The 14,683-nt window shown below is 63.5% G+C and carries 12 protein-coding genes; 7 read left to right on the top strand and 5 right to left on the bottom strand.

What is annotated here, in order from left to right:
• Nucleotides 1–5 precede the first annotated feature (5 nt).
• The 5 genes from tssI to tssH form a co-directional block, all read right to left on the bottom strand.
• Nucleotides 6–2,267 carry a type VI secretion system tip protein TssI/VgrG gene (tssI, locus tag ATY78_RS20125; protein WP_088684066.1) on the bottom strand — a complete coding sequence of 754 codons (2,262 nt, stop codon included), beginning with the start codon at nt 2,265–2,267 and terminating at the stop codon, nt 6–8.
• A gap of 16 nt (nt 2,268–2,283) precedes the next feature.
• Nucleotides 2,284–2,787, bottom strand: coding sequence for a type VI secretion system amidase effector protein Tae4 (locus ATY78_RS20120; protein WP_245313604.1), 504 nt, complete (start codon nt 2,785–2,787; stop codon nt 2,284–2,286).
• Nucleotides 2,788–2,800: 13 nt separating this feature from the next.
• Complete coding sequence (locus tag ATY78_RS20115) at nt 2,801–3,226, bottom strand: Rap1a/Tai family immunity protein (RefSeq protein ID WP_210191806.1); 426 nt, start codon at nt 3,224–3,226, stop codon at nt 2,801–2,803.
• A gap of 102 nt (nt 3,227–3,328) precedes the next feature.
• A complete protein-coding gene (locus tag ATY78_RS20110) occupies nt 3,329–3,805 on the bottom strand; it encodes a type VI secretion system tube protein Hcp (RefSeq protein ID WP_009990920.1) in 477 nt (158 codons plus the stop codon).
• Nucleotides 3,806–3,846: 41 nt separating this feature from the next.
• Nucleotides 3,847–6,609: a type VI secretion system ATPase TssH gene (tssH, locus tag ATY78_RS20105; protein WP_088684065.1), complete on the bottom strand. Its 2,763-nt coding sequence runs from the start codon at nt 6,607–6,609 to the stop codon at nt 3,847–3,849.
• Between the two features lie 230 nt (nt 6,610–6,839).
• Between tssH and tssA the strand changes: the two genes are divergently transcribed.
• The 7 genes from tssA (at nt 6,840) to tssF (ending at nt 14,673) form a co-directional block, all read left to right on the top strand.
• Entirely contained in the window at nt 6,840–7,904 is a 1,065-nt protein-coding gene (gene tssA / locus ATY78_RS20100) for a type VI secretion system protein TssA (protein ID WP_245313613.1), read from the top strand.
• Between the two features lie 78 nt (nt 7,905–7,982).
• Complete coding sequence (gene tssB / locus ATY78_RS20095) at nt 7,983–8,504, top strand: type VI secretion system contractile sheath small subunit (RefSeq protein WP_088675571.1); 522 nt, start codon at nt 7,983–7,985, stop codon at nt 8,502–8,504.
• A 123-nt stretch (nt 8,505–8,627) separates the two neighbouring features.
• Entirely contained in the window at nt 8,628–10,109 is a 1,482-nt protein-coding gene (tssC, locus tag ATY78_RS20090; RefSeq protein ID WP_088684063.1) for a type VI secretion system contractile sheath large subunit, read from the top strand.
• A 72-nt stretch (nt 10,110–10,181) separates the two neighbouring features.
• Nucleotides 10,182–11,570, top strand: coding sequence for a type VI secretion system contractile sheath large subunit (gene tssC, locus ATY78_RS20085; RefSeq protein ID WP_088684062.1), 1,389 nt, complete (start codon nt 10,182–10,184; stop codon nt 11,568–11,570).
• Nucleotides 11,567–12,397, top strand: a complete 831-nt coding sequence (locus ATY78_RS20080; protein WP_088684061.1) for a type VI secretion system accessory protein TagJ — start codon at nt 11,567–11,569, stop codon at nt 12,395–12,397. The genes tssC (ATY78_RS20085) and ATY78_RS20080 overlap by 4 nt, the downstream gene beginning before the upstream one ends.
• A complete protein-coding gene (gene tssE / locus ATY78_RS20075; protein WP_088684060.1) occupies nt 12,390–12,899 on the top strand; it encodes a type VI secretion system baseplate subunit TssE in 510 nt (169 codons plus the stop codon). The genes ATY78_RS20080 and tssE overlap by 8 nt, the downstream gene beginning before the upstream one ends.
• Nucleotides 12,892–14,673 (top strand): type VI secretion system baseplate subunit TssF, encoded by a 1,782-nt coding sequence (tssF, locus tag ATY78_RS20070; RefSeq protein ID WP_088684059.1) that lies wholly within the window; start codon nt 12,892–12,894, stop codon nt 14,671–14,673. Before tssE ends, tssF begins: the two co-directional genes overlap by 8 nt.
• Nucleotides 14,674–14,683: the final 10 nt, after the last annotated feature.

Here is a 14,683-nt window from a genome sequence, read left to right as displayed (position 1 = left end):
CCTCCTCAGTTCAGATCGATCGGCTTGCCGCGCATCTGGAAATGTTCGGTCGCGACGAAATTGAACGTCTTGCCGAGGATGATCACTTCGCCATTGGCTTTCATGATGAATTTGGAATCGCCGCATTCGATGACGAATTCCTCACCGACGGCGATCTTCTTGAACTTGCCAACGCTTTCGAGCGAGGTCTGGCCGACATTGGTCACTTTGCTCATGCCGATCTGCTCGGCCCGCGCAATGCCGATCGTGTCTGATTTGAAAGCGCCGACGATCGTGTTCATGATGCCGGGCAGCGGGAAAAGGCCCGAGGCAGCGTCGCCGACACCCGTGCCGGAGCCGGCAAGCGCCGTGCCCGCATCGGCTCTGGGCGATGGTCCCGACACCACCCCTTCGCGGCTCCCCAATCCGCCAGCGCCGAGGAAACCGAGCGCCGAAGATGCAACCGTGCCGGCAAAGGCCGCAAGCCCGGCACCGCCGCCGCCGGCAATTTGCCCCGCCTGGGCGAGCAGCCCGGCCGTGTGCCCGGAGAGACCGCTGACCGCTCCCATCAGCGCCATCGCCATCGGCCCCGTACCGCCGACGACGGTGTTCATCGAGCCGCCGACTTCGTGTTTCTGGTTGCCGCCCACTTCCACCGTGCGGTTGGCGCCGATGGCCGAGACCTCGTGGCGGTCGATGCGTTTGGTGCGGTCGTTCAGTACGCGCGTCGTCTGGTCCTTCTGCGCATGGAAGAACATGTTTTCCTGGCCGGCTTCGTCCTCGAAGGTCATTTCGTTGAAGCCGGTGCCCTTATGTGTGTTCGAGCGCATGACCATGCGCGTCTTGTTGGCTGGCAGATCGTAGGGGACCGTGTTGGAGGGATTGGGGACGACGCCTGTCACCAGCGGCCGATCCGGATCACCGTCGACGAAGGCGACCATCACCTCCATGCCGATGCGCGGAATGACCTGGGCGCCCCAGGTGCCGCCGCCCCAGACCTGGCTGACGCGCACCCAGCAGGTGTCGGAACCGTCCTTCTTGGCCTTGCGGTCCCAGGGGAACCACAGCTTGATGCGGCCGTACTGGTCGGGATGGATCTCCTCGCCGGCGGGACCGGCGACGATCGCCACCTGCGTGCCTTCGATGCGCGGCCGCTTCGTCTCGCGATGCGGCGTCATCGGCACGCGCGACGGCACCGCCTCGAAGGTGTTGGTATATTCGGGCTCGTTGCTGTTCGTTTCGTAGGAGCGATCGACGACGGTATGGACCGCCTTGATCACGACATGCTCCTCATAGGCATGGTCGGGATGGGCGACTTCATAGGGGGTGAAGCGGCGCCCGGCCTCCAGAATGCGGGATGTCGAGCCGCCGAAGACGCGGTCGTGATCGGCTTCGGAGGCCTGCATCCTGAGTTTTTCCGCCCGCTCGGCTTCAGCGACGGAAGAAATGCGCGCCGGATATTCGTAAAGCTCGCGCTTGGTGGCTTCCGGCATCTGCACGAGCGACGGGGTCATGGTGCCCGGCACCATGCGCGGCGTCTCGAAGTTCCAGTCGGCGCCGGCGCGCTGGCCCGGCACGTAGGAATAGCGCCGGCTCCATTCGGTGATGTGGTTGCGGTCGGCAGATCCCTGCGCCAGGCGAACCCGGCCCTCGCCCTGCGCCGACGGCGACGGGCCGAGCCAGGAGCGGGCGCCGTCGGCGACATGCAGCTTGTGTTTGCCGTCCTCGTGGGAGAACCAGTAGAACAGGCCGTCCTCTTCGAAGCGGCGGGTGAGATAGGCAAGGTCCGTCTCGTTCCACTGCACCGAATAATGCTGCGGCGGCGGTGGCGTGATGACGCCCGAGGTATCCGGCGCGGGAATGCCGTGCTCGGAAAACAGGGTCTCGACGATGTCGACCGAGGTCTTGTCCATCCAGATGCGGCAGTCGGAGCGGCGCGACAACAGCCACATCTGCGGCCTGAGCACCATGGAATAGGACCGGAGGCCGCGGGTGATCGGCGGGCCTTCGTTGAGCTCGGTCACCAGGCCGTTGAAGGGGCGTCGCACGCTGCCCTCGCCATCGCCCTGTTGCACCTCGACGGAGACATCCATCAGCCGGCCGATCAGTTCCTCCGGCTTGACGGAGGGCTTCTTGGCGCGCGCCGAAAGCTTGATCTCGAAGAGCGAGGAAATGCCTTCCTCGATCGTCACGCGCTCCGGCAGAAGCTGGTCCTCGCCGAGCGGCGAGACGATCTTCAGAATGCGGTTCGCCTGGATGAAATCGGCGGCAGAGGGCTGGTCGTTCATGGGCTGGCCTCACACCTCAGGACGTGCGGCTCGAAAGGAGCGGCCAGAACCAGATCGACTGTGATTGATAATAGCAGGAAGAGGCGCACTGGGCCGCGTCGGCAGCCCCGGTGACCAGATCGATATGCCCGCCACCCCGGTAACCGGGTATGCCGTTGAAGGCAACGACGCCCTTGCGGGCGCCAATACCGGATTGCGCCGTCGCGGAAGTGTAGGATTCGTAGTTGCCGAGATACAGAGTGGTCGCCAGGAGATCGGCGAGCCGGCGCATGGAAACCTCCAAGCCCTTGTTGGCGTGCGGGCCTTTGAGGATGTTGTGGGATTTCGGGGAGATCTTGATACCGGACCTCACCAAAGCGAGGCTGACACGCACCGCGCAGGTATTCGCATAGAGCGGGTTGTTCAGAAGCGCGTCCCACCCGATTTCGCGGAAAAGATCCTCCTGGCTGACATAGTTAGGCCGGTATGTGGCGCTGCTCGGATAATTGGCGTAGAGGGTATCAAAGGCTACGTTGATCATGTCGGCTCCAAAATCATTTTTCTTTGCAGGGAAAGGATTTGCTGAGCGCTGCGGACACGAAGATCGCAGCGTTTTGCTGCAGCGTCTCCGGCGCCAGTGTTTGCAGATGGCTGAAGACGCGGTCCGTCAGTTCGTGAATGAGAACACCGCCTTCCACGCACCAGGTCTTTCCATCTGTCGCATCGGCAACGCCGGCTACGTAAGCCGCACCACGCTCGTATGAGACCTGCCGGCGAAGTTCCGGATTGGTAATTTCCGGTGCGGCATCGCCCTTGAGCGCTTCCAGGAGCTGCTGGCTGTTCATCCGCCAGATATCGGGCTGCTGCGCTTGGACGGGCGTGGTGCCGAAAAGCAGCAGAAAGGCCAAGGCAGGACCCATCCAGCCATCGCGCTTCCACGCATTGGGCAAATTACGGCCATTGCCGTGCGAAGACTTCATCCACCAGCTCACAAAAATTAGAGAGTTCAGATTGCCGACGCGGGCTCGCCCCGGCGGCCTTCCGGCGCCGGCAGATGCCGACGCCGGAAAGGTTGGGTTGACTTAGGCGGCCTTCGTGGTGGCGAGATCGTAAGAGGCGATCATCGGCGACTGCGGCGAGTGCTTGTCGTCGTAAGGCGTATACTTCACTTCCATCTTGGTGAAGTTCAGCTTGATCGTCTCGACCGGGCGATCACCGTTGGAATCGATCGAGTAGCTGGCGATCAGCGTGTTCTCGAGCGAATATTCGATGTAGGTGTCGCCCGGATTGCCTGTGGTGACGAGATGGATGACGGAGCGCTTGCCGGTGCGGCCCGAGCAGGCCTCCTGGAAGAGCTTGGTCGACGAGGAGTCGCTGACCTTGGTCAGGATCACTTCCGAAACGGTCGGCTCGGAAGCTTCGCGGTTCGCCGCCGAACCAGCGGAGGTGTTCATGTTGCGGGAAACGTTCCAGTGAATGGCTTCGATGTCCATCCACTTGCGATGCTGCTCGTGGGTCGCATCACCCTGGATACCGTCGATTTGCAGATAAATCGGCATTCTGTCAGCTCTCCTGTTGGCGGTTGAGTGCCTAGTTGCGTCTAAGGCGTAGTTGCCTTTCTTCTTCCTGCTCCCCGAGTGCGTTTGCGGCTCGGGGCTACTTCATCCGACAACCGGTTTACCCCCGGCGTGTCGAATTCCTTTGGGGCGGCCTCTTCGGCATCGAGACCGAATTGACGGCCGTCGTATCCGATGGTGATCCCCGTAATTTTCTTCTGCTGCGCCACCGCATCGAGGAAAAACGTCGACAGAACGGGCAGCAGGTCGCGCGCGATCATCACCTCGATCGCGCGGGCGCCCATCTCGCTCGTGCGGGCGCGGGAAATCAGCGCCTCGCGCGCTTCGGGCGACAGCGAAAGCGTCGTCCCGTAAGTGGCGCCGACCCGCTCGCGGATGCGGCCGATCTGGATATCGACGATGCCCGAGAGCGTCTCGGCGCCAAGCGGCATGAAGGGCAGCACCGTCGTGCGGCCGAGGAAGGCCGGCTTGAAATGCTTCTGCAGCTCCGGCAGCAGCATCGCTTCCAGCGCATCCGCCTCCGGCATGGTCTCGGGATCGGCGGCAAGGGCTGCGATCATCTCCGAACCGGTATTGGCGGTCATGACGATGGTGGTATTCTTGAAATCGATGTCGCGGCCTTCGCCGTCGCGCAGCGTTCCCTTGTCGAACACCTGGTAGAAGATTTCCTGAACGCCGGGATGGGCCTTGTCGATCTCGTCGAGCAGCAGCACACCGTAGGGCCTGCGCCTGACCGCTTCCGTCAGCACACCGCCTTCGCCGTAACCGACATAGCCGGGCGGCGAGCCGAGGAGCATCGAAATCTTATGCTCCTCCTTGAACTCAGACATGTTGATCGTCGTCAGATAGCGGCTGCCGCCATAGAGCATGTCGGCGAGCGACAGCGCGGTCTCGGTCTTGCCGGTGCCGGACATGCCGACGAGCAGGAAGACGGCCGGCGGGCGGCGCGGATCGGAAAGCCCGGCGCGGGCCGCGCGCATGGCCGATGCGATCCGCCCGATCGCGGCATCCTGGCCGAGCACCCTTTCCTTCAGCCTTGCATCGAGCGTCTTGACGGTCTCGATCTGGTCGGCGAGCAGCTTGCCGAGCGGAATTCCGGTCCAGCGGGCGACCACGGCGGCGACGACTTCCTTGTCGACGACGCGCGGCAGCAGCGGCGTCCGGTCGGTTACCGCGGCGAGGCACCGTTCCGTCACGGCAAGGGCTGCCCGCGCGCTTTCAGCGGTCATGGCCTGCGGCGGGAACGGCGCGACATTCGCGCCTTCGCCTGATCTGTCGGCCGGCGCCAGGGGGGCGACGACATCGTCGGGAGAGAAGACTTCCTCCAGCCGGTCGGCCTCCCGGACGAGCCGGTTCTCCTCGTCGAATTTCGACCGGAGCGCCTCGATGTCCGAGGCGATCTCCTGCTGCTTGACCGCGATCTCTTCAAGCCGGGCGAGCTTTTCCGGCGTCTCCGGTTCGCGCGCCAGCCAGCTTGATTCGGCTTCCAGAAGATCGCGCTCCTCGGTCAGCGATTTCAGCGCCTCCGGCAGCGTCTGGCGCGCAAGCGCGACCGCGGCGGCGGCCGTGTCGATCAGGCTGATCGCCTTGTCGGGCAACTGCCGGTCGGGCAGATATCGCGCCGAAAGCCGGACGGCGGCGACGATCGCCTCGTCGCGGATGCGAACCTTGTGGTGGGTCTTCAGGCTTTCGGCGACGCCGCGCAGCATGCGGATCGCGGACTCTTCATCCGGCTCGCGGACATGCACGGTCTGGAAGCGGCGGGTCAGGGCCGCATCCTTCTCGATGAAGCGCTTGTATTCGCCCCAGGTCGTCGCCGCGATCGTGCGCAGCTCTCCCCGCGCCAAGGCGGGCTTCAGGATATTGGCCGCATCGCCCTGCCCTGCCTGTCCGCCGGCGCCGATCAGCCCATGGGCCTCGTCGATGAACAGGATGATCGGTTGCGGCGATGTCTTCACCGCATCGACCACGCCATGCAGCCGCCGCTCGAATTCGCCTTTGACGCCGGCGCCGGCCTGCAGCAGGCTCAGATCCAGGAGCAGCAGTTTCACGTCCTTCAGCCGGTCCGGCACGTTGCCGGCGGCGATCTCCAGCGCCAGCGCTTCCGCCACCGCGGTCTTGCCCACACCAGCCTCGCCGACGAGGATCGGGTTGTTCTGCCGCCGGCGCATGAGGATATCGATCAACTGCCGCAGTTCGCGGTCGCGCCCGATGACGGGATCGATGCGGCCGGCGCGCGCGTCCGCCGTCATGTCGTGAGTGTAGAGCCGCAGGAATTCATTGTCCCCCGATGCGGCCGCAGGCACGGAAAGCGGTTCCGACGGGCCGGGCGCCGCCTTCTCCAGCAACCTGTCGAGCATCGCTCTGTCGAGGTTGCGCAGGGAGGGGGCAATGCCGCGGATGACGGCCCGCAGCGCCGAATCGTTCATCAGCGCGGCCAGCAGGTCGGCCAGAAGCACGATGTTGCGCCCGCATTGCAGCGATGCAACCAGCCAGGACTCCCGGCCGAGGGAAAGCAGGTTCGGCGAGAGCGCAAGCGAGGCGCCGGCTTCCCTCGGAAGGTCGGCGATCGCCGCGTCGAGTTCCGCTCTCAGCGTCTCGGAGGAGACCGCGAGCTCTTCGAAAACGGCGGAAAAGCCCGCAATATCAAGAAGCGAGCGAAGCCAGTGGGCAATGTCGACGACGGCATGCTGATGACGCACGGCAAGCGATGCCGCTGTCTCAAGACCGACACGTAGATTGGGCTCAAGCGTTCTAATGAGACGATTGAGATCGATATGAGACATCCGCAAGTCCTGTTTATACGTCGAAATTCGGCGCACTCTCGTGATGCGAAGCAACAACTAGGGCGCTCATAAACCCTTGTCCAGAACAAAAGCGACTCTATTTAAAAAAGCGAGCATAAGGAAAGTCGTCACAAATCCGTCATCGTTCCTAAATGGTTGACAATCCAATACAAGCCGCCCAAAATGCCCGCTCTTCGCAGTATGCTCTTATTTTTGAGGTATTTAACAGCGTGAACGTCCGAGAAATCATAGATCCACTTGAAAAAGATCGGCCGTGCGGAGAAAACGTACGAAACAATACTATGCATCGCGAAATATACTATAGAATTAAGGACGCGAGAAACGCCGCTCGTACAGCCGAACGTAGTATTTCTCCGGGTGAAGTTATTACGATTGCACCTGCTTGGCACGATGTTAGCAATCTTGGATTGCAAATCCTTTCTTCCAGGAGCAAGGACATCGAAGTATTGGCCTGGCTTGCCGAAGCCCAGCTGAGATTGAACGGCTTCTCAGGATTGCGTGACGTATATGTTGCAACCGCGTCGCTTTTAGAACAGTATTTCGACACCCTGCATTCGATCGGGGACGGTGACTTCGAGGAGCGGTTCGCGCCTTTCGCAGGCCTGAACGGTGTGGGCGGCGAAGGAACGCTGATCCAGGCTATTCGTTTGACATCGTTGATCCCGGGCGGGAGGTTCGCCCATTTTTCGCTGTGGGATTTCCAGCTTTCGCAGCGCCCGAACGAGATCGAACGGCGCAAGGAATTGCAGCAGGCGGCCGCCGAAGCCGGTGTCGCGCAAATGTCAGCCTATCTCGGCGTCCTGACCGAGTGCATCGCCGCTTTCGACCGCATGGTCGAAATACTTGACGAACACTGCGGCGACCAGGCGCCGCCGAGTTCGAATACACGCAACGTTTTGCAAGAGGCGGCCGCTGCAATCCGGCTGCTTGCCGGAATAGAAGATTCCGTGGCGGCTTCCGAGGCCCCTGCCGCGCATGCCCCCGAACCGCTGCACCCCGCCGGCGCCGAAGAGACCGAGGCCGTTCGCCCGCGGCCCATCAGCGCCGAAACGATTCGTTCGCGGGAAGAAGCCTTCGAGCTTCTGGCCGTCGTCGCCCGCTATTTCCGCCGCACGGAGCCCCATTCACCCATTTCCATGTCGATCGAGACGCTGGTGCGCCGCGGCCGCATGGATTTCTCCGAGCTTCTTGCCGAGCTCCTGCCCGAACAGCACGCGCGCAACGCCGTGCTGACGGCGGCCGGCATACAGCCCGTATCCGACAGGGGAGGCTGATAGCGCGCGGCCGGCCGACCGGCAGCAATCTGCAGCATTCCTATTCGCAATCCGCCGATGAGACGAAGGAGAATCTCGATGGCAAGTGTGCATGAGAAACTGGAACGGGTTCGCAAGCCCAGGGTCCACATCAAATACGAGGTGGAAACCGAAGGCGCGATGGTGGTGAAGGAACTGCCCTTCGTCGTCGGCGTGCTCGGCGACTTTTCCGGCAATCCCACGCAGCCGCTGAAGCCCTTCGGCGAGCGCAAATTCGTGCAGGTCGACCGCGACAACTTCGACGACGTCATGCGCCGGATGACGCCCGGCCTGACGATCTCGGTCGAGAACACGCTGGAAAACAACGGAACTCAGCTTCCGGTTTCGCTGAAATTCGAAAGCATGGCCGATTTCGAACCCGGCGCGATCGTCGACCAGGTGCCGGCGCTGAAGGCGCTGCTCAATGCCCGCAACCAGCTGCGCGACCTGATGAGCAAGGCGGACCGCTCGGAAGAGCTGGAACGGCTGCTCGAAGACATTCTGCAGAACAAGGCCGACCTTTCGCAGCTGATCGCCCAGCTTGGCGGCAAGGCCGACGAGCCGAAGGACGTGGTGAACTGAATGCCTGGAATCGCGGGCCGGCAGGCCTGCGCTGAAATTCTGAAGAGTCGTTGTCCGGCAGCGGCCCCTTTTGAAGGGAAACCATCCCTCGAGGGCCGCCGCTTTCGCAAAAAGGATCGATAGATGACCGCTGAAACGCAACTGCAGACAAGGGAAGAAGCCGGGTTCGCGCCTGATCAGGACCTGCTTTCGAAGGTCGTTGCGGCCACCCGCCAGACCGAACCCGACCGTACCCAGGACCTCCTGCGCACCCTCACCGACCAGGCCCTGAAGGGCACCGTCACCTATGATCGCAACCTGACGATCACGCTGAACAATGCCATTGCCGAGATCGACAAGGCGATCTCGAGCCAGCTCTCGGCGATCATGCAGTCGCCCGAGTTCACCAAGCTCGAAGGCGCCTGGCGCGGCCTGCACTATCTCGTCAAGAACAGCGAGACCAGCGCCAATCTGAAGATCCGCGTGCTCAACGCTTCCAAGCGCGACGTCGCCAAGGATCTTGCCAAGGCGGTCGAGTTCGACCAGTCCCGGCTTTTCAAGTCGGTCTATGAAGACGAGTTCGGCACGCCGGGCGGCGAACCGATGGGTGCGCTGATCGGCGATTACGAATTCGACAATTCCTTCGACGACGTCCAGCTTCTCCAGGGCGTCTCGATGATCGCGGCGGCCGCCTTCGCCCCGTTCATCTCGGCCGCCAGCCCCCGCATGTTCGGCTTCGAGGATTTCCGGGAATTGGCAAAACCCCGCGATCTCGAAAAGATCTTCGAGACGGTGGAATATGCCAAGTGGCGCAGCCTGCGCGAAAGCGACGATTCCCGCTTCGTCACTCTCGCCATGCCGCGCGTGCTGGCCCGCATGCCCTATGGCCCGAAGACCAGCCCGGTCGAGGAATTCAACTTCGACGAAACCGGCGGTTCCAAGACCGGCGAACTGCCGCACGGCTCCTACTGCTGGATGAACGCGGCCTATGTGATGGGCACGCGCCTGACCGAAGCCTTCGCCAAGAACGGCTGGTGCACCGCCATTCGCGGCGCCGAAAACGGCGGCAAGGTCGAAGGCCTGCCGATGCACATCTTCTCGAGCGACGACGGCGATCTCGATCTCAAATGCCCGACGGAAGTCGGCATCACCGACCGTCGCGACGCCGAACTCGGCAAGCTCGGCTTCCTGCCGCTCTGCCACTACAAGAATACGGATTATGCCGTATTCTTCGGCGCACAGACGGCGCACAAGCCGAAGCTCTATGACCGCCCCGAGGCGACGGCCAACGCCGCCGTTTCGGCCCGCCTGCCTTACATGATGGCGACCTCGCGTTTTGCCCACTATCTCAAGGTCATGGGCCGCGACAAGATCGGCTCCTTCATGGAAGCGGAGGATTGCGAGGCCTGGCTCAACCGCTGGATCTCCAACTACGTCAACGCCAATGACGAGGCTGGCGAGGAGTCGCGCGCCAAATATCCGCTGCGCGAGGCGAAGGTCACCGTGCAGGAAATTCCCGGCAGGCCGGGCGCCTACAACGCCGTCGCCTGGATGCGTCCCTGGCTGCAGATGGAGGAATTGACCACCTCGCTGCGCATGGTCGCCCGGATTCCCTCGAAGAACTGATGAAATCAGGGGCCGGCGCGGCGGGTTTGCCGCCGCGCCGGACCTTTTCGAAACATCTGTGTCAGGTTGACGATGGGTTCCAGCACTGAATGGCGGCGCCGGGCGGATCAGCTGATTTCGCTGATCGACGAGGCGCTGAACAGGCAAGTCAATGCCATTCTCCACCATCCCGATTTTCAGGCGATGGAGGCGAGATGGCGTGGCCTTGCCATGCTCGTGCGCGAGGCGAGCCGCAGCGGCGAAGTGAAGGTCAAGCTGCTCGGCGTCGGCTGGCGCGAACTCGCGCGCAGCATGGAGCGCGCCAGCGATTTCGACCAGAGCCATCTCTTCGAACTGATCTACAGCCGCGAGTTCGGCATGCCGGGCGGTGAGCCTTTCGGCCTGCTGGTCGGCGACTATCATCTTTCGCCAACCGATCCCGCCGACGGCGATCCGGTCGGCACGCTGTCGCAGATCGGCATGGTGGCGGCGGCCGCCTTCTGCCCCTTCGTCGCGGGTGCCGCGCCGGCTGCGATCGGGCTTGAGGATTTTCACGAGCTGAACCGGGTCAGCGACTTCTCCTGGCTGGCAAACGAAGCGGACCGCATCCGCTGGAACGGCCTTCGCGCCCGCGAGGATTCGCGCTTCCTCGGGCTCGCCGCGCCGCGCGTCCTGATGCGCTCGCCGTTGACACCTCACTCACGCCACCGCAACGACGGCTTTCCCTTCCGCGAAAGCATTGCGAGCGACGGCAGTTCGCTGCTCTGGGGCAATGCCGCTTTCGCCTTCGCGACGGTCGTCATCCGCAATTTCATCAATTCCGGCTGGTTTGCCGATATCCGCGGCGTCACGCAGGATGCGATCGACGGCGGCCTACTGAGTTCAGCCGAATTGCCGCCCTATGACTTCGGTACCGAAAGCAACGGCCTGTCAGCCCAGGCGCCGGTGGAAATCCACCTGACCAGCAGCCAGGAGCAGCAGCTCTGCGAGCTCGGCATCATCCCGGCCGCGACCACCTACCTCTCCTCTTCGGCGATTTTCAATTCCAACCAGTCGCTGCATGCGCCGCCGCATTATTCCAACGAGCATGCGCGCCAGAACGCGCGGCTCGCCGCCATGCTGCAATATGTGCTCTGCGCCTCGCGTTTCTCGCATTATCTCAAGGTCATCATGCGCGACGAGATCGGCCAGCTTTCCGATGCGATCTCGATCGAACGGAAACTCGCGGACTGGCTGACCGCCTATACGCTCGGCAACGACGATGCCGATATCGCGCTCCGCACCCGCTTCCCGCTGCGCTCGGCCGGCATCAGCGTCGCCGAAATCCCCGGCAAGCCCGGCAGCTTCTCCTGCACGGTCCGCCTGCAGCCGCATTTCCAGCTCGATGACGTCGCCACGAGCTTCCACCTGATCGCCGAGACCGCGACCACCGGCCAGATCCTGAGCCGCCCCGTTGCCATGCCCGAGAGGATGTCCGCATGACGCTTTCCGCCAACATCGCCCAATCGCTCAGCGACAACGCCCTCGACGAGGCGCTCGAAGAGGTCAAGGCGCATCTGAAGATCAGCCCTTCGGATCAGGAGGCGCGGCACCTCTATATCGATCTGCTCGTCCTATCCGGCGAATACGAGCGCGCCGACAATCAGTGCAGCCTCGCCGCCACTCTCTCCCCCGACGCGACGATGGGCTTTGCCCTGCTGCGCAACGAGCTTCGGGCGATGGCGGCACGCGATGCCTGGTTTGCAAGCGGCGCCGTGCCGGAATTTCCGCAGGGACCGAGCGAACTCGACAAGCTGGCGCTGCGCCTCGGCATCGCCCATCGTGAAGGCAATGCGCGTGAGGCGAGGACAACGCTCGAAGCACTCGAAACCCTGAGGGGCGAACGCCCGCTGATCTGGAACGGCAAGGCGATCTCGGATTTCCGCGATCTCGATGACCGCATCCCGCACGCCCTCGAGGTCATCATGACCGGCGGCGGCTATCTCTGGATCGATTTCGCCAAGATCGCCGCGGTCTCGATCGAGCCGATCGCCCGGCCGCGCGATCTCGCCTTCCGCCGCGCCGAACTGTCGCTGATCGACGGTGCGGCCGCATCGGTGCTTCTGCCGGCGGTCTATCACGGCACCGGCAAGGATGCGACGCTCAGGCTCGGCCGCGAAACCGAGTGGATCGAGGAAGCGACCGGCATCACCACCGGCCGCGGCCAGCGCTGCTTCCTCGCCGGCGACGACCTCGTCTCCTTCCACGATACCCAGGAGCTGGAGATCGTGCAGGCAAGCTCCGCCGGCAGGCAGGCCGCGCATGGTTGATCCGCTCGAACGCTACCGGCAACGCGACCGCGTCCTTGCCCGCTCGATCCTCGACAGGCTGATCGACGAGGCTCCGGATCGCGTCGCCGATCCGCCGATGAGCTTCGTCGACCAGGTTCGCGACGTCAGGGAAGCGATCCGCCGCGATCTCGAAGCGCTGCTCAACACGCGGCGCTGCCCGGCCACGCCGCCGGCAGCACTTGCCGAACTGAAGGATGCGCTGGTGAGCTACGGCGTCGACGGCGTCGTCTCGGCCAATCTGATGACCGACGAAGCGAAGCTGAAGCTGGCGGCCGCGATCGAGCGGCGCATCGCGCTTTTCGAAACGCGGCTTTCCGATGTCAGGGTGACGATCCTGAAAAGCCGGACCATGACCGAGCGGGCGCTGCGCATGCGCATCCAGGCGTCCTTCCGCCTGCATGAAGGCATGCCGCCGATCAGCTTCGAATCGACCATCGACCCTTCCACCCAGCGCTTCCTGGTGGAGGCCGCGCATGGCTGAAGGCTTCCTCCACCGTTATAACGAGGAACTGCTCGCGCTGCGCCGCCGGGCCGCGCGCTTTGCCGATGCCTTTCCAAAGATCGCCGGCCGCCTGCGCATGACCGGCGACGTCGCCGACGATCCGCATGTGGAGCGGCTGATACAGAGCTTCGCCTATTCGGCCGCGCGTGTCCGCCAGAAGCTCGACGACGAATTTCCGGAACTGACCGATAGTCTCCTCGAAACGCTCTATCCGCATTATCTCGCGCCGTTGCCCTCGATGAGCATCGTCAAGTTCCGCCCGAGCGATACGCTTGCCTCGGTGCAGACCGTGCCGCGCCATACCGAGATCCTCGCTGAGCCGGTCAGAGGCGAAGCCTGCCGCTTCCGCACCACGCAGGATGTCGAGATCGCGCCGATCGAAATCACAGGCGCCACTCTTTCCGGCCAGCCGGTCAATGCGCCGCTTTCGCCCTATGCCGGCATTGCCGGCTGCCTCAGGCTTTCCATCCGCCCGCTCGATGCCCGCAAACCCCTGGCCAGCCTCGGCGTGAGGCGGCTGCGCCTGCATATTCCGTCCGCCTGGCAGCAGGCGGTGGCGATCTACGAGCTGCTTGCCAATCACACGCTCGGCATCGCGCTTGCCAAACATGCGGATGATCGCTCGCCGGTCTTCCTGCCGGCGAAAAACCTAAAGCCTGTCGGCTTCGAGCCCGAGGAGGCCATGCTGCCCTATCCGGCGCCGAGCTTTACCGGCTACCGGCTGCTGACCGAGTTCTTCGCCCTGCCGCGGAAATTTCTCTTCCTCGATATCGACGGGCTCGATGCCTGGTCGGGCGAAACGCTGGAGCTCTTCATCTATCTCAAGGAGAGCGACGCCAAGCTGGAGCGGGCGGTTTCGGTCCGCGACTTCGCGCTCAATGCGACGCCCGTCATCAATCTCTTCCGCCAGGTCTGCGAGCCGATCGCCATCGACGGCACCCGCACGGAATACCGGCTCCTGCCCGATGCACGGCGCCAGAAGACCCGTGAGATCTATTCGATCGACCGGGTGCTGCTGACCGGCTCGCGCGGCCAGGAGGAATTCTGCCAGCCTTTCTTCGGACGGTCGCAGCGGGCGGGCACGAGCGCCACCTACTGGCAGGCCTATCGCCGTTTCGACGAGGACGACAGGACGAGCGACATGGACATCGCCTTCGTCGACCGCCAGCGCCGCCCCCCCGGCCCCGTCGATGCGGTCGCAAGCGTCGATACGCTCTGCCTCAACCGCGACCTGCCGGAACAGCTTCCCTTCGGCGGTGGCCATCCCTTCCTGCAGCTCGCCTCCGGCCATGAGGCGGTGGCGGGTGTCGAAGCCCTGATCCCGCCGACGCCATCGGTCCGGATGAGCGATCAGGAGGGCCGGAACTGGCGGCTGATCTCGCATCTCGTCCTCAACCACCTCTCGCTCTTCGACAATGGCGGCGCGGCGCTGAAGGATATCCTCTCGCTCTATGCCTTCCGCGACAGCCCGGAAACCAAGCAGTTCGCCGATGCGCTCGTTGCGATCAAGGCCGCCAATTCGACCGCCCGTCTCGGCAGCGGCGGCATGGTGCCGGGCACCGAAATCGCGCTGGAATTCGATCCCGCCGCCATCGACCGGCCCTCGGCCTTCCTGTTCGGCAGCCTGCTCGACCGCTTCTTCAGCCTTTACACCTCGGTCAACAGCTTCACCCGGCTCACCATCGGCATGAAGGGGCAGTCGAGGCCGATCGCCCAGTGGCCGGCGCGCGCCGCCGAACGCCCGCTTCTCTAGGAAAGGACCG

The sequence above is a fragment of the Rhizobium sp. R635 genome (genome assembly GCF_002211285.1).
Classification (GTDB): domain Bacteria; phylum Pseudomonadota; class Alphaproteobacteria; order Rhizobiales; family Rhizobiaceae; genus Rhizobium.
The sequence above is the reverse complement of the archived record's forward strand: the minus strand, read 5'-3'. Positions and strand labels throughout refer to the sequence as shown.